13 protein-coding genes are annotated in these 16,560 nt (G+C 44.2%); 4 read left to right on the top strand and 9 right to left on the bottom strand.

Annotation, left to right across the window (positions count from 1 at the left end; genetic code table 11):
* Positions 1-15: 15 nt before the first annotated feature.
* Positions 16-630, bottom strand: a complete 615-nt coding sequence (locus tag MU515_RS09815) for a DNA-J related domain-containing protein (protein WP_260260246.1) — start codon at positions 628-630, stop codon at positions 16-18.
* 236 nt (positions 631-866) lie between these two features.
* On the opposite strand from MU515_RS09815, the gene MU515_RS09820 reads away from it, so the two are divergent.
* Positions 867-1,496, top strand: coding sequence for a DUF2238 domain-containing protein (locus tag MU515_RS09820; RefSeq protein WP_260260247.1), 630 nt, complete (start codon positions 867-869; stop codon positions 1,494-1,496).
* Here the strand turns inward: MU515_RS09820 and cutA are convergent.
* The 3 genes from cutA to MU515_RS09835 all read right to left on the bottom strand — a co-directional run bounded on the left by cutA (position 1,460) and on the right by MU515_RS09835 (position 6,032).
* On the bottom strand, positions 1,460-1,774 hold the full coding sequence (gene cutA, locus MU515_RS09825; protein ID WP_260260248.1) for a divalent-cation tolerance protein CutA: 315 nt from the start codon (positions 1,772-1,774) through the stop codon (positions 1,460-1,462). The genes MU515_RS09820 and cutA overlap by 37 nt on opposite strands.
* 73 nt (positions 1,775-1,847) lie before the next feature.
* The gene (locus MU515_RS09830) at positions 1,848-4,913 is read right to left on the bottom strand and encodes an efflux RND transporter permease subunit (protein WP_260260249.1); all 3,066 of its coding nucleotides are present in this window, start codon (positions 4,911-4,913) and stop codon (positions 1,848-1,850) included.
* 9 nt (positions 4,914-4,922) lie between these two features.
* Entirely contained in the window at positions 4,923-6,032 is a 1,110-nt protein-coding gene (locus tag MU515_RS09835) for an efflux RND transporter periplasmic adaptor subunit (protein WP_260260250.1), read from the bottom strand.
* A gap of 262 nt (positions 6,033-6,294) precedes the next feature.
* On the opposite strand from MU515_RS09835, the gene MU515_RS09840 reads away from it, so the two are divergent.
* Positions 6,295-6,501, top strand: a complete 207-nt coding sequence (locus MU515_RS09840; protein ID WP_260260251.1) for a hypothetical protein — start codon at positions 6,295-6,297, stop codon at positions 6,499-6,501.
* Positions 6,502-6,558: 57 nt separating this feature from the next.
* Here MU515_RS09840 and MU515_RS09845 read toward each other — a convergent pair whose 3' ends face one another.
* From MU515_RS09845 to MU515_RS09855, 3 genes are all read right to left on the bottom strand, one after another.
* Positions 6,559-7,200, bottom strand: a complete 642-nt coding sequence (locus MU515_RS09845) for an HAD-IA family hydrolase (protein WP_260260252.1) — start codon at positions 7,198-7,200, stop codon at positions 6,559-6,561.
* Positions 7,201-7,344: 144 nt separating this feature from the next.
* Positions 7,345-9,012, bottom strand: a complete 1,668-nt coding sequence (locus MU515_RS09850; protein ID WP_260260253.1) for an HD domain-containing phosphohydrolase — start codon at positions 9,010-9,012, stop codon at positions 7,345-7,347.
* A gap of 156 nt (positions 9,013-9,168) precedes the next feature.
* Positions 9,169-9,672 (bottom strand): flavodoxin, encoded by a 504-nt coding sequence (locus MU515_RS09855; RefSeq protein ID WP_260260254.1) that lies wholly within the window; start codon positions 9,670-9,672, stop codon positions 9,169-9,171.
* A gap of 162 nt (positions 9,673-9,834) precedes the next feature.
* On the opposite strand from MU515_RS09855, the gene MU515_RS09860 reads away from it, so the two are divergent.
* Positions 9,835-10,308: a CreA family protein gene (locus MU515_RS09860; protein ID WP_260260255.1), complete on the top strand. Its 474-nt coding sequence runs from the start codon at positions 9,835-9,837 to the stop codon at positions 10,306-10,308.
* A 165-nt stretch (positions 10,309-10,473) separates the two neighbouring features.
* On the top strand, positions 10,474-11,778 hold the full coding sequence (locus MU515_RS09865; protein WP_260260256.1) for an inosine/guanosine kinase: 1,305 nt from the start codon (positions 10,474-10,476) through the stop codon (positions 11,776-11,778).
* Between the two features lie 78 nt (positions 11,779-11,856).
* Here the strand turns inward: MU515_RS09865 and MU515_RS09870 are convergent, their stop codons facing one another.
* Together MU515_RS09870 and MU515_RS09875 are read right to left on the bottom strand one after the other, a co-directional pair.
* Positions 11,857-14,043 carry a hypothetical protein gene (locus MU515_RS09870; protein WP_260260257.1) on the bottom strand — a complete coding sequence of 729 codons (2,187 nt, stop codon included), beginning with the start codon at positions 14,041-14,043 and terminating at the stop codon, positions 11,857-11,859.
* Entirely contained in the window at positions 14,040-16,196 is a 2,157-nt protein-coding gene (locus MU515_RS09875; RefSeq protein WP_260260258.1) for a toxin-antitoxin system YwqK family antitoxin, read from the bottom strand. Before MU515_RS09875 ends, MU515_RS09870 begins: the two co-directional genes overlap by 4 nt.
* Positions 16,197-16,560: the final 364 nt, after the last annotated feature.

The following is a 16,560-nucleotide window of genomic DNA, read 5'->3' on the forward strand; positions in this document are numbered from 1 at the left end:
CTTTTATAGCTTTGCTTATGCTCGCAGTACATTCCACGCTTCACACAGCACACGAAAACGCTCAGAGTTACCGTTTTCTCTATCTGGGTGCCACTTCAAGGCCAGTTTACGCCAGCGCTTACGAATCTCTCCATCACTCGCGTCACTATCAAGTTCGAACAAAGAGAGCGCTTTGTTTCTGTCGAGCTGATTAGCGGCACTGCCACCAACAAAGTCTCGGTAGCGCGTCCAGAACTCATTCAGTAAGCGTTTAATCTCACCCTCTTCGGCTTCATAGTTAGACCACTGAGTGTAGTATTCTCTTAGTGGGTCTTGCATATCAATCACATGAGCTACATGGCTACCACGACATCCATGCAAAGAAATCGACATAGCTTCAACCTGAACCCAACTGTCAGGGTAAAGTGTCTCTTGTAACTGATAAAGCGCATTCATAATTAAAAAGTTACGTTTGAACAAATCTTTTTCAGGCCGTTCGTCCAATACCGGCATCAGATGCAAATCAATCAGATGCGCAGCTAAGACGTGTACTTTCCACCCGCTAGGTTGTTTACGTAAGATCTCTAGAATTGGCCACAGTAGCGGATTCTCCATCTCACTGTATCTAGCCAAGTGACTCTGTTGTTCCATAACGCCTTAATTAGAATGATGTATTTTTATGAAGTGTAGCTTACCTTCCTAGTTGCTGCTGCTTCAATACTAAAGTACTAGTTTTAATTCACAGTTTGAAGCAGTCACGCATCTTGCTCAAAATACTATTGGGTCCATACAAAATGGCATAGCTCAAGAATTAACTTAATTTTACAATTGAACACTGTTTTATTATCTGTCATGATAACTGCAGCTTATAAATACGGACATCCGAAATGAACAACGCTAACTTAAAACTGCTTAAAATTCTTACCGCTCTTTACTCACTGGTGTTTATTTTCTCGGCCATTGAACCTGCATCTCGCGCAGTATGGATTGCAGAGATCATTCCAGTGGTTGCTGCCGTGGCGATCATTTGGTGGATGTCTCGCTCATTCGTATTTTCAAAAACAGCCTATGTATTGATGTTTGTTTGGATTATATTGCACACCATCGGCTCCAAATACACGTTTGCAGAAGTACCATTTGATTGGTTCAATAACTTGATTGGCTCAGACGACCGCAACCATTTTGACCGTGTCGCACATTTCTCAATCGGATTTTATGCCTACCCAATTGCCGAGTATCTGATTCGTAAAAACCTAATGAAGCCTACCTTGGCGTGTCTCTTTGCCCTATTCTCAATTATGTCGCTTGCAGCCGCTTATGAAGTGATTGAATGGTGGTATGCAGAATTAGCAGGTGGTGATGAAGGTATTGCCTTCCTTGGTTCGCAAGGTGACATTTGGGATGCCCAAAAAGACATTTTAATGGACACCATAGGCGCAATCAGTTCATTGCTATTAATGAAGTTTCAAGGTCGAGTATTTCAAGGTCGAGTGGTTGCTTCTAACCAACTTAGATAAGGGTTATAGCCGTCAACAAACGGAATTTGAACAACCTGCGGCACTTCATAACTGTGGTTGGCAACAATCACTTTCTCTAGCTCTGGATAATTCTTCTGAGTGGTTTTTATCACTAAAAGCCACTCATTATCGCAGCACAGCTCATCTTTCCAAACGTAATGGCTTTCAATTGGCATGGTTTGAATGCAAGCCGCCAACTGTTGATTAAGTATCTGTTCAATCAGAGCCTGTTTATTTTCTTCACTATTGGTTGTGGTCAGCGCAATACAATAGGCCATTATTCTTTCCCTCAAACGTAAAAAAGCCAGTGAACATCACTGGCTTTAGTTTACGTGTAAACCTTTTAGCGTACTAGGCTTGGGTTAATTCAGGCTCTGCTTCTACCGCTTTATCTCTAAAGAACAAGCTGTACAACACAGGCACAACACCGAGAGTTAATACCGTACCAACGGCCATACCAAAGATCATCACTATTGCCATCGAATACCAGAACTCACCACCAGAAATGGCCAGTGGGATAAGGCCTAATATCGTCGTCAATGTCGTCATTACAATTGGTCTAAATCGCTCTACGCACGCTTCGATGATTGACTGTTTAACCGTTAATCCGCTTTCGCGTTGCTGCTCTATACAGTCAATCAATACGATGCCGTTATTGATAATAATCCCCGCCAAACTAAAGATACCTAGCATCGCTGGGAACGTGAAGTAAGCATCCATCACCAGCAAACCAGACACCGCACCAATCAGTGATAATGGAATGGTCATCAGAATTATGGCTGGGCGACGTATGGAGTTAAACTGGAGCAATAGCAGCAATACCATCACAGCAAAACAGTGCGGCAGGTAACCAAATAATGCGCCATTGGCTTTGCTCGCACCTTTCAATTCGCCGCCCAGTAAGATTTCATAACCCGGCGGTAAATCTAGCTCGGCTAGCTTTGGCTGCACGATGGCATTCAACTCACTGGCTTGTAGCGAATCATGCTTCACGCTTACGGTAATCGTTCGTTCAAGGTTGAATCGACGAATCACCGATGGCTCATTCTTGGTTTCGATATGAGCAAATTGTACAAGTGGTAGCGAAGCACCTGAGCCTGTCGCAACAATTTGCGCAGATGTCAGCTTCTCAATTTGCTTATCTGAATCAGAGCCACTGAGCATCACAGGAATCACATCATCGTTGTCTCTAAAGCTGGTGATTTCTCGGCCACGCAAGTAACTGTCTAAACTGTTGGCAATGTCTTTGCTCGTTGCGCCCGCTCGAAGTGCTTGGCCTTGATCGATATTTACAATCAGCTTGGCTACATTGTTCTCCCAGTCGTTACGAATACCGACAGCACCCGGTACTTGCCGCAATGCGTTTTCAATTTGCTTAGCAAAGGTTTGTAGAGTGCGAATATCGCTACCCACCACTTGGTATTCGACTAAGCCAAGCTCTGTACCGCCAAGCCACATGCGTTTCGCTTGTCCACTTGCCTCTGGCAAATCGGTCGCAAAGAAGCGATTGGTTTTCTCAACCATCGCCAACGCACCTTCAACGTCTTTGGTATTAACCACTAAGAAGGCACGGTTAGTCGCGCGATCGATAGGTGATAAAGCCAAGAAGAAACGCGGGCCGCCATCACCGATGTACGCGACAGTATTTACCACATCTGGATTTTCTTCTTTGTCCAATAGCCAATCGTTCAAGCGCTTGGTAACTTTGGTCGTCTCTTCTACTTTTGTTCCCGCTGGTAGGTCAACAAATACGAGATATTGGTTACGCTCTGAGCCAGGCATGAACTGCACTGTAATGTAGTTGAATCCATACAATGACAGCGCAAAGATACCAATCACGCCAGCAAGAAATACCCAACGGAAGCGAATGATGTTGGTGATAGCACTGCGATAGCCTTGATGGAAACGGCTCTCTTTTTGCTGTTTGGCTTGTTTTGGTTTGCTACTCATAAACCAAACACACAGTACTGGAGTGGCAAATAAACACAAGAACCAAGATGACAACAACGCCAAAGAGATCACTTGCGATAATGAACGTAAATATTCACCGGTTACATCTTGCGCCAACAGCAGTGGCATAAAGGCTAAGATCGTGGTTAACGACGATGTAAGCAGTGGCACAGCCATAGTTTTAGAGGCTTCAATTGCCGCTTCGACTTTATCGACACCTTGGCCAATTTTGCTTTTAATGAATTCAGCAATCACGATGCCGTTATCCACAAGCAGGCCAAGGGCGATAATGATCGCCGCAATCGACATACGTTGCAGTTCAACGCCCCAGATGCTCATGCCAATAACGGTCATTAGAATCGTCAGTGGAACAATGCTACCGACAATCAAACCCATTCTCAGTCCAAGGAACAGCATCACAACCGCCAGTACTACCGCAACGGTTTGCATCAAGTTACTGGTGGCTGAGCTGACAGCAACTTCCACTTTTTCCGGTTGGAAGGTCGCGATTTCTAATGACATACCGACAGGAAGTTGAGTCGCATATTCAGCCAAAAAGGCTTGAATATCTGCGCCGAATTCATCACTTTGCGCGCCATCAACCATTGCCGCTGCTATCGTAATAGCGCGCTCACCGTTGAAGAATACTGGCGTGTTGAACGGCTCTTGATAACCTCGGTAAACATCCGCTAAATCACGTAAAAAGACTGAATGGCCTAGTTCACGGATATACAAATCAACGTTGAGAATATCATCAACCGTTTTAAAGCTGCCTGTCGGTTCAATTTCAATCTCTAGCGTGTCGGTTTCAATCAAGCCGCCCGGCAAAACAACGTTTCGCTCTTTTAATGCTTGGCCAACTTGCTTGAACTGGAACTTGTCGTTTTCTAGCGCATCCGCTTTAGCTTTAATCCATACTCGCTCTTGATTAACACCATAGAGTTCAACTTGCGACACGCTCGCAACACTGTTCAAACGGTCTTGCAGCCATTCAGCGGTTTTGTTTAGCTCACGCTGAGAAAAGTCCTCTCCAGTCAACGCGAGTGTCGCCGAATATACTTGGCCGAATTCATCGTTAACAAATGGCCCTTGCGTTCCTTCTGGCAATTCACTCACCATCGCATTCATGCGATTACGTAAATTGTCCCAAATAGGTTGAAGGTCAAAGTAGCGATCGTGCACCGCCACCGTGATCTGCGAAAATCCGGTCTGTGACATTGATTTAATGTCTGTCACTTCCGGAATTTGTTTGATTTCACGTTCGAGTGGTTTAGTAATGAATTTTTCTACACGCTCTGGCGACATCCCCGGGAATTGGGCGACGACTACCGCGTTACGAATCAGTATTTCTGGATCTTCTTTACTCGGCGCATTCAAAAATGTTTGGTAACCAATCACCAATAACATCAACAGAAATACTTGAGTAAATCGCTTATAGTCCAGCGCTAATTGAGTCAACTTATGCATGACGACTCCTTAGATACCTTTCCATAAAGAGACTTTTTGCCCTTCATACAAATACGGAACACCCGCCACGACGACCTTCTCACCTTCCACAAGGTTATTTACCACCACAACGCGCGTGTTTACGGTACGTAGAATATCCACATAACGTTTCTCTAGAGTCATTTCAGGAGTGATGACAAAAATAGGAGCTTGGGTTTTGGTGTGTTTGCCATCAGGGGCGCTTAAATCGAAGGCTTCAAGTGGTAGGCGAACGACATTTTGCTTTTTGTCACCAATACGAAAATCAATATTGGCTGACATGCCGTTTCTCAGTAACTTGGCATTTTCTGCCAACTTGGCGTCAGTCATAATCAAAGTAACACTGTAAGCGTTACCCTTTTCAACCACCGCACCAATTTCGCTCACTTCACCCACAAAAGGAAGGTTATGCAGTGCAGGAATCGTCACATTGAGTTTGTCGCCAAAGTTAACTTCACCAATCAAACTTTCTGGTACAAGGAAATCAACTTGGTAGGCATTGTAGCTAATAAGCTCGACAACCGTCGTACCTGAGTTGATTTTAGTGAATTCATCAAGGTACACCGCGCTGACTTGGCCAGCGAACGGCGCATACAGTTTGGTGCGTTTTAAGCTAAGCTGGGCGTTGTTCACATCCGTTTGTGCGACGTGCGTTTGCTGAGTTTTCGCATCTAAATCCGCTTTAATCGAAAGCAGCTCTGAATCGGATACGAAACCTTTATCTTGCAGCTTCACTGCGCGTTGATATTGATCTTCAACTTGGCGTTTTGCCGCAATCGCCGAGCCTAACGATGCTTTCGCTTTTTGCAGTGCGATAACAAACTCTTCTTGCTCTAGCTCTGCAATCAACTGGCCTTTAGTGACTACCTCACCCTTTTTAACCGCGATATTGGCCGTTGTACCATTCACTTTAAAGCTAAGTGGAGAGGTCGTCGCACTTTTTACTGCGCCGGCAAACTGTCGACTTTGCTCATAATCTTCAAAGGTAATTTCAGTATATTTAACTGAACGAACTTCAGTTTGCTGATCTTGAGTATCAGCCGTGTTGTCGCCGCAACCAGATAACAATGCGACAAGGGGAATGAACCAGTAGATTTTCACAACGATTTCTCATTTATGGTATTTCATACCATTATATATAAAACGTCGTATTTTTAGAAGAAACAACCGCGTTTTTATGAAACTCATCCCAGAGTCTGGTGCAATAAATTCGTAACAAACTTAATTTACGATTTGTTGACTAAAATTGAATTGCGTATAGACAAATTACCCATTAGTCTAGCGATCGATAATTAATAAAACTAACAAAAGGCAAATAGCACAATATATTGCCTTCATTATTTGCTTCGCTGTAGGAGAAACAATGAAAGATAAGAAAGCGCTCAGCCCAAGCGTTCAACAGTGCCCGTTATGCGGCAATGATGAATACCTAGTTTCAAATTCTGGTTCGATGCTATGTGCAGGATGTGGTTCGTTTTTTGAAAACGTTCATCAAATGGTTGCCACAGAGCCAATGCAGATCAAAGCAGCAACCCCTATCCATTTCAACGCCAGTACATTGATGAATTAATCGATTGATTTCATCAATTACAGATAAAGAAAAAGCCCACATATGGGCTTTTTCCTTTTATACGATTTCTACTAACTGACTGAGCTTATCTATGGTTTGATACGTGCCGGGGAATGTCCCATCACTGACGCCCGATAAACGAATCGATTTCATTCCCGCTCGAACGCCAGCCTCAATACCTTTCGGTGTGTCGTCGATATACATACATTGATCGACACTATATCCCATGTTCATCGCACTATAGAGAATCAAGTCAGGCTCAGGTTTCCAGCTGTTGGTCTCAAAGGCAGAAAATACCTTACCTTTAAAATGAGGCAACAAACCGGTGAGTTCAAGAGCGTGCTCAATTTTATCTCTTGGGCCGTTAGACGCTACGCAGTAGTCGATGTTTTTACTTTCTAGGTCTTTGAGTACATCAAACACCCCTTCCATCGGCTGGAGCTGACTATCAAACAGCCCTTTCAATGTCTCACGGTAAAGCGGCTCTAAGGTATCAATTGAAACAGAGACATTTAAGCGCCTGCGGGTTTCTTCCAAAATATCAGCAAGCTTGCCACCTTCAAAATGGCTCATGGCTTGTTCGGTTGTTAAATGGGCACCAAATTGACTAAAGACGATCGACAAGGCTTGGCAGCATAGTGTTTCACTGTCTACCAGAGTACCTTCACAATCAAAAATTACACATTGGGTTTTGTTCACGGTTGGCCACCTTTACTTTTTCTTTTTATTAGTCTGATAGTAAAAGGGATTGAGCAAACTGCAGCAACCGAGTTAACAGTTTCGAATCACGCCATAAGGTGATGTATCAAAACATAGACTCGATCACTTTCCCGCAGTTTGCTGCTAGAGTGTTTTATCGGTTGGCTTATCTGGATAGGTGTTACGAATCACCACAAACGCGTCAAGATTGTCTAATAATAACTGTGTTAAATGCGGATCAAACTGCTCGCCTTTTTCGCGTTCAAACAAGGCGATGACCTCGTCTAACGGCCATGCTTTCTTATAGCAACGAACGCTAAGTAGCGCATCGAACACATCGGCGATTGCGGTGATACGAGCAAAGATATGAATCTCTTCACCAGCAAGGCCATGAGGGTAACCCTTGCCGTTCCAATGCTCATGGTGCTCATTGGCAATTGTTGCCGCTAAGCTGAACACATCGCCTTTACTGGCACTTAATAAGTTGTAGCCGTGGGTCGTGTGGGTTTTCATGATCTCCCACTCTTGCGGATCTAACTTACCCGGCTTATCGAGAATAGACTCTGGAATCGCTATTTTCCCGACATCATGCATAGGGCTAACAATTTCAAGCAACTCAATTTCTCGGTGAGTTGAGCCATATAGCTTGGCCAAGGCCGATGAGAGTTTAGCTACGCGTTTTACGTGGTTGCCTGTTTCACCAGAGCGGGTTTCAATCGCCTCACCCAATACAACAATGACGTCTTTCTGAGTCTGTAAGGTTCGCCCCTGCAACTGAACAATGCGCTTGTTCTTGAGGTTAAGCTCGCGCTTGTGCCTAATCACAATCGCCTGTGTGACAATCACCAAACTTAAACAGACGATGATGATTAACGCGACAGAGATAACTTGCCAATTCTGCTTAATAAAGTTACTTGGCTCATTGAGCACTAACGTCTCGGGTGGCAATAGTGCATCCGACATACCAAAACGCACCATCACATTATGATCAACCACAGGTCGAGCGGCGTTACCTACCGTAATTTCAGAAGTAAGATCGAGCGGTAAGAAGTTATCCAACGCCAATACCATCTGACGTCCAATTTGTTCAGAGCGGTTTACGTGTCCACCTAAAACGCCTTCTCTAATGTAGAACTCCCAGAAGACAAAGACAGGTGCGGCACTGCTGCTCGCCACTTGCTCAGCCATATGTTGGTAACTATGGTAAACCCCTTCATCGAGGTCGGTATTAAAGTGCGTCAATAGCACCGCGTCATTTGGATCTACATTGCCAAGTACCTGTTCAAGCTCATCAAGAGGCGTGTCTCTTACCTCAACAATTTCCAAATCAGGTTGTTGAGAAAAAAATACCTGAGCTTTTTCACGAATCAATTCCGAAGTGACGCTGCGATCAGCAAGGTAATAAAGCTTTTTAAGTTTGGGTCTTAGGTTTTTGATCAAACGAATGGTTTTTTCGATTTCATCTTGTTCATAGATGATATGTGTTCGGTCAGAAACATCAGATAACGTGGCTTGATGGTTGTTAATGCCCGCGGCAATAATAGGCAAATCACGCAGTGGGTTATTTGGCCACTGCTTAAGTAAGTTGAGTGCGTTGTCATCGGTGACTAACACGGCATCAAATTCGTAACCTCGATACTTAGCATCAAAGTATTGAACAAACTCATCAAAATACTGCTCATGGAAGATACGTTTGGTATCTAAATACTCGATAGAGAGTTTGAACTGATAGTTGGATTTTTTAATCGCTTGATCAATGCCCTTTTGAAAATCAGCGGTCCATTGATAAGAAGGAGAATAGGAATGCAACACGAGCACATTTCTTGTTTGCCAATCTTTGGCTTGAACAAAAAATGAACTCGATAGTATTAAAGCTATAAGCAGTATGGTTGAACGCACAAGAACCAATCGAGAGTGAAATCGTGGTTTAAAAATAACATACTGATTAAAATATGAGTAAGTTATGCATTAGATTTCGAGATAAACGTCACTATTATCAATTTTATCACCATCAACCAGAGCAAGAAGGCTAGCAACAAACGGCTCTTTAACACTCTCTTCCACAAAGAAATCCGACAGCAAAAGTTGGCCTTCCAAATGAGTGACAATTGACGCAGCAACCGGATTGCCATCAACAAAGCCTAAATACAATTCACAAGGCTCTGAATAAATAATCTGTGTAAGAAACTCAACGATCAGATCTTGCTCTGCCTGCTGCGGCCAATGTTTCGCCTGCATTAACGCAAACATAACCGTAAGACGGTGAAAATCCACCTTATGAATCTCTAATGACGGATGCGTCTCTGAAGATTGCCAATTCAACTCGGCCAGTGTTTTGTAGGACATGTTCGCGATGCGCTGCTTATATAGCTTACGCCCTTCTAAGCACTCTTTGGTTGGGTACTTAACGTCAATATGTTGGTAAAGCCACTGGTTTTTCGCGCTAGCGATTGCTGGAACTGGGGTTGTCATAACGGCGGAACACTCGTAATCAATGAGCTATCAGCTTAACAGTACCTAGATACAATACAAGTGATTGATAAAGCATATGACTATTTTCGCGTTTGAGATGCGCTACTTAGCCAAAAACCTGATAAGCTGACAAGATAGAAACCACACAGCAAGGAATTGATAATGTTTAAGAAGTGGATTGCAGCAACAATAATGGCCGCTTCACTCACCGCCTGTGACAGCAGCGAAGTGGGCGACGTCAGCTTAGGCCTTTTTACTCTTAAAGATATTAAAATCTCATCGATTGATGACCCGCTTGTTGCGGGTGTAACGTGTCATATCGCTTCAGTAGAGGCTGACCTTAGCCTTGCAGACCCAAGTGACAGTTCGATTTCATGCCGTCAGACTGGTGATATTACTCCAGAGATGATCGCCAAAATTGATAAAAGCGATTCAGGTGAAGTGGTATTCAAGAAGTCGAAAAGCATCTTCTTCAAAACAATGAAAGTTCGCCGTATCTACGACGCCGAAAACCAGACACTACTTTACTTGTCATACACCACCAAAGAGACCAGCGGCAGCTTCAAACATAGCTTGTCGACCGTGCCATTGTGGGGAACCAAAGCCTACATGACGACACCACCATCAGCGGAATAAACTCAACAAAGCGCGGTCAATAAACACCGCGCTTTTTTATCTCTCTATTAATTGCACAAAAACAGACCAAACTCGTTTAACCAAACAGTTTTGATGTAATAAAGATGAAACGAAACTGGACGTCGTGTGATATGATGCGGGAAAATTCTCAATCCCGATGAAAAGATGAAGTTTCCTGGCCAGCGCAAATCTAAGCACTATTTTCCAACTCATGCTCGCGATCCATTGATCAATCAAGCGACACAGTCACCTAAGCTGTACCGACCAATTGTTGTCGGTGTTGGTCAAACCATCGTTGATATTGAAGCAAGAGTGGACGATGAGTTCTTAGAAAAGTATGAGCTTAGTAAAGGCCACTCTTTGGTTCTTGAAGAAAGCAAAGCCGATGCCCTTTATGACGAGTTGGTTGAACGCGGCCTAATCACCCATCAATACCCTGGTGATACCATTGGTAACACGCTGCACAACTACTCTGTACTGGCAGACAGCAAATCTGTCCTGCTGGGCGTTATGTCACGCAACATTGAAGTAGGCTCGTTTGCGTATCGCTACCTATGCCGAACTTCATCTCGAATGAATCTAAACCACCTTCAAACTGTTGAAGGGCCAATTGGCCGTTGTTACACACTGATCTCTAACGATGGTGAGCGCACATTTGCGATCAACGAAGGCCACATGAACAAGCTGCGCCCTGATAGCATTCCTGAAAGTGTGTTCGACAAAGCTTCTGCCCTTGTTGTGTCCTCTTACCTAATGCGTGGTAAGCCTGAAGACCCAATGCCTCAAGCGGTTGCGCGTGCGATTGATATTGCTAAGCAGAAAAATGTTCCTGTCGTTCTGACTCTAGGCACTAAATGGGTTATCGAAGGTAACGCAGAATGGTGGCAAGAGTATCTACGTGAAAACGTATCAGTGGTAGCAATGAACGAAGAAGAAGGTGAAGCACTGACTGGCTTTAGCGACCCACTACAAGCAGCTGACCGCGCGTTAGAATGGGTGGATCTTGTTCTTTGTACTGCCGGACCTAATGGCCTTTACATGGCTGGTTACACCGATGAAAACGTCAAACGTGAAACTGAACTACCAATTCAGCATGGCACCATTACTGAATTCAACCAATATGAGTTCAGCCGTGCAATGCGCAAAGCTGACTGTGACCAAGCAGAGAAGGTGTACTCCCACATTGGCCCTTACCTTGGCGGCCCAGTAGAGATCAAGAACACCAATGGTGCTGGCGATGCGGCGCTCTCTGCGTTACTGCACGATATGGCGGCAAACAGCTTCCATGAAGTGACAGTGCCAAATTCGACTAAGCACGATAAGCCATACTTAACTTACTCGTCACTATCGCAAATCTGTAAGTACGCCAACCGTGTAAGCTACGAAGTGTTGACCCAACACTCTCCTCGCCTATCACGTGCACTTCCTGAACGCGAAGACAGCTTGGAAGAAGCATACTGGGATAGATAACATCCCTGTTGTGAGATATAGAAAAAGCCGCTAATCGTAGCGGCTTTTTTGTTCTCAGCGAATATCTCGACCTTAGCGTTATTCTGGCATTGGTCCAAATTGTACTGATTGTTCGAATTCGACTTTCGGCTCACGACGTTGTATTAACTTCACGCTCGCAATGTTGCCCCAAGCTTTAACATAAGGCACAGAGTAGTCCGCTTTGTCACCCGGAGTTACCCACTGAATAACTTCGCCTTTATCGTTGTAAGCCTGCAGTTCTTTCATCACTTGTTGCCATGTGAAATGACTGTATTTACCAGTAAGTTCAATCATCCAAGGATTAGGTTGGCGGTAATCCGTCTCTTTTTCTAATACAGATAACGTCGCTTCACTACACATTAGCTTGGCGTCAACATGAGCATCGTAAAAATGCCATACAGACTGATTAAACGCCGATAAAAAGTACTGATATGGCTTATCTAAATAACGACTTGGTTGTTCTCGCCATTGATATGCAGAGCCGCGATAGTCCCCTTTAGGTTGATTGTCCATTTCACATAGTGCAACCATGTAACGAGGCATACTTGCCACCAATTGATGCTTCAAAATCTCTACAACAGGTTTCTCATATTGTTCAGTTACCGCTCGATTATTAAAGAAGTCATGCGTTGGCGCCTGTGCTTTTAGATTCTCGACTGCATACCAAAGTGGGATTCTAGTGCTTTGCTGCTTAGGCTGTTCATACCATGCAAATGCGATATGACCGCTCGGCACCTCGTCGTAGCTTACTTGTATCTGATAGGTGTTTTTGTCTGCTAGCGCGATACTCCAACCTTTTGGGTAACGATGCGCTTCGGGTTCATCAAACATCTCATCTAAGTTATACACGTGTGCGTCGTTATCCTTATCGAACAACGAATAAAAACCAATGTCCGCGCCTTTTTGCTCAGTCAAAGTAAACTCCCAACCTCGCTTGCGCGCCATTTGGCTTCCTTCAAGCGTAAATTGAGGATGAGAAAACGACACTTTACCCTCTTTTATTGGTAACGACTCAAGGTGTTTGGTGTAATTTTCCGGCACGTAATCTACCTCTATAAAAGCAGGTCTTGGCGCGTCAGGCGAAATTAAACCACTGTACTGATGCTCGGTACTGTCTTCCGGATACTTGTCACCAAAGATGCCGGAATCTGAATAGTGATACACCATAAACTGCTTATCCATTGGCTTACCATTGAGGTCAAGCAACGCATAGTTTTTCAACATAGGCGCCACTGCGCCTTGCTGGATAGCAGATATTTCTAACGCATCTGGACGCTCATTTTCTTTAGATAAAAACACAGTAGGTTTACTAGAAAGCCGTGCTTGAGTTGAAAGTTGTTCAACCATCAAGCGGTGCTGCTTATCTGTTTGGCCACGGCCATACGAGTATGCATTAATATCTTCGATTGGCTGGCTCAGCGGATTGTCGGACACCAATACCATCGCCTTAACGCTGCTCTCTTTACCAATAGGCAGACTCACAGCGGCTTTAAGTTGAATCAGTTCACCGGTATCTGGGTGATAATCTGCCCACCCTTGAATCGATTCTTTCACCTCAATCTCATCAAGATAACGCTCTTCCTCTGTCATCTCTTGCGTAGATTGCGGCTTTGGCACACTGCCGTTCATTTGAACACGCACTCGGTGCTCGCTGACTAAGGTGACTGAGTAGTGAGTGACAAAACCGTTCGCATAAGTCTTGGACGTTTCAGCCCCCACTTGCTTAAGCAGTTGAGGAGGAAATACCGCGAGAGAATGGATAGCAGCAGAATCTTGCAGCGAAGCCAAAGCCGCAAAATCGGCAAACAGCTCTTTGTTATTAGCTAACGCTTTTTGCTCTGCACTGAATCCAAACGAAAAGTCTGCTGTCTCGGCTTTACTCAGCTCTACGCCACCTTCAACTAACTCATGGATGGCGTCATACTGGCGAAAATCTAACGTGGTAAAATCTATCTCATGAGCTTTTACAGATAGAGTGGTTCCCAACTCATTGTTGCTTTTTATGCGAATAGAAATGGGTGTATGAAAACTTATTTCGCCCATTGGCAGCTCTTCTTGATAAGAAGAAAACGTATCAAACTCAACTTCAAACTGAGCATAATAGTTTACGGTTTTGCCAACCTGAGTTTGAAGCGCTAATGGTTCAGGCTCAGAACAGCCAAACAGAAACGCCAGACTGGCTAATGATCCCACTTTAAACCAACTCATCGTTACGACGGTTTTATTGTAAGTGCCAGTTTTCATTTGTATTCCACCGTGAAGTAATTTTCGATATTGATGTAACAGTCGCTTGGGATATCCACTTGGTTTTCTCGATTCCAACGGTTGCCGATGCTATCTTCATGGCTAGTTTCGATTGCAATTTCGCCCGCAGACAAAGTGCGCTCCCATGTTGCTTCACCTTTGTGGTTGAAGTGTTTCCACTCACCTTCTGGTTGCCCTTGCTGATAGTTCATACTGCACAGCAGCCGCTCGTCAGAAGAAAAGGTTTTCCACTCACCAACAGCCAATCCATTTTCAAATTCGCCTTGGATGAGTACTCTTCCTTGCTCATCACGCGCTCGCCACTCACCCACTCGCAAGCCATGCTGATATTTCCCTTTCATGGTCACGCTATAGCGGAAATCTGTATCAACCCAATCACCATGGGGCTTACCGTTTTCATAGTGGTTTTGCATTAACACATCACCGTTAGCGCTGCGCTTAATTAACCAATCACCTACAGGTTTACCTTGTTGCAACAAGCCATCAATCAGCACTCCACCTTTGTGATCTGTAAAACGATACTTGCCATGTAACTGACCATCGCGGTATTCGCGTATCAATCGACTCGCTTGGCCATTTTCGTCTATCGGGTAATGGATTCTAGAACGAAATGTCTCTGGTACCGGTAAATTGTCAAAACCGATCTGCTGCCATACCCCGCTCTTATTACCTTCAACATATTGGCCTGCGGCGATGAACTCACCATCAAAACTGCGTTTTTTGTAGGGCCCATGCGGCTTGTTATTCTTATAGTGAGTAAACTCTTTGTAGTTTTCTGAAGGGCTAGAGGTAATTTGTTCACCATTTTTATCGAACTTGATGCGTTCTTCTCTCGCAATCAGTACCCCTTCGCGATTAAAACGATTACGAATAGCGATACGCTCTGTTCGTAAGTCTAAAGATTCTTGTTCAATCGTGCCGTTATCGTAATAGCGATAGCTTTTTACCCATTGTGCTCTGTCAGCAGGTTCAATTGATTCGCTCGTTAATATACCGTCGGTGTTCCAGCTCCTATCGTGCTTGTCCCTATTCTTAGAGATCGTATACTCACGCTTAACCACACCATTACGGTGATATTCTTTTGAATGTCGTTGCTCGGTAGATTCAACTGAACGATATCTCTCATACAGATAACCACCTTTACCGAAGACAAGTTTTTCACTCCAGTCGGTGTCTGATTTAGGTTTAAATCGCACCAAGGTAACTTCGCCGTTAACCCCAAAACGAGTCGTAGTTTGGTTCAAGTTCTCATCACTACGCATGGTTTCACGCAGCGTTCCATCTTGATCATAACTATCATGAGAGATCGGCTTGCCCTGCTCTCCATAAAGGTATTTTTTCTTAACGCCACCGTCAGGGTAATAGATAATGGTTTCGCCAAACTGTACGTCATGACGATAGTTGCTCTCAGCGATAACCGTTCCATCTTCTTGGTAGCTTTTGCTGATACCATGTCGCTCACCATGCTGGTAGTTTTCGGTTACCAGCAGTTCTCCTTCAACGAACACCTTTTGTAAACCATGCATCTTACCCGCTAGGTAGTGAAGCTCTTGCCTACGTTTAGTGCGCTCGTCATACGACTCTTGCAATCCTTCTTGTAGACCATTCACAAAGCGGTTTACACATGTGGTTTCTTCGCCTAGATAGCACCGCCAAACATAGTTTTTACTGTTGTTTGGGTCATATTCGTAGGTTTCACGTCGTGCAAGCTCACCCTTGTAGTACTCTTGCTTCTCAACAATAAGTCCATCGACGTAGGTAGTGTGGTATTCAACCCCTTGGTAATTGCCCGACTTAATGATTAAGCCATCGCGCTGGTTGTTTTTGAATTGGCCTTTCTCTAATAACGTACCGTCAGGGGCAAAATACTCAAAGCTGCCGTTGTAAACCAAAGCTCCGCTCTCATCTTGGTAGCCTTGTGTTGCAAGGTAAACTTGATCACTGCCTTTGTAATAGATATTTACTGCGGTCACACCCTGATCATTCAGATGAAAAGGGCTGTGTTGATACAAAGCCTCGGCCTTAGCGACGGGCTTGAGGTTGCTATCTAAATACGCGATAGAGCCCTGTCCGGCACTTAGCGGCAGAGCAACCGAAAGTGCAAGAGCCGATAGCGTGAATTTGTTGATCATATTGTTACCTGTAAGGGCTGACGTGGTATCAGCGGCTTGAACCAAATACCGTCTTTGACGCAGATTGAAAGTGGGGAATTATGCAACCGAGCGGACAACTATGAAACTGTTATTTTACGATAACAATATGAATCTATTCATATATGTGATCATGTTTCAGATCTAAAGAAATATGCAAACCCGTTACTAGCTTTGATTCGACTTTTTGGGTGTAGATTCTACTCTAACGACAAGCTAAGCCGTGCTCACTGACACCAATATATTCAATCAGAATGCAAAGCTAACCGATTAACTGCTATAAGCCGATCATTTTGATTCGCCATCTAGGGACTAAGCCTTTAACATAAGACGAAAATAACACGAA

Origin of the sequence: Vibrio intestinalis (genome assembly GCF_025195085.2) — a bacterium.
In the GTDB taxonomy this organism is placed as follows: Bacteria; Pseudomonadota; Gammaproteobacteria; order Enterobacterales; family Vibrionaceae; genus Vibrio; species Vibrio intestinalis.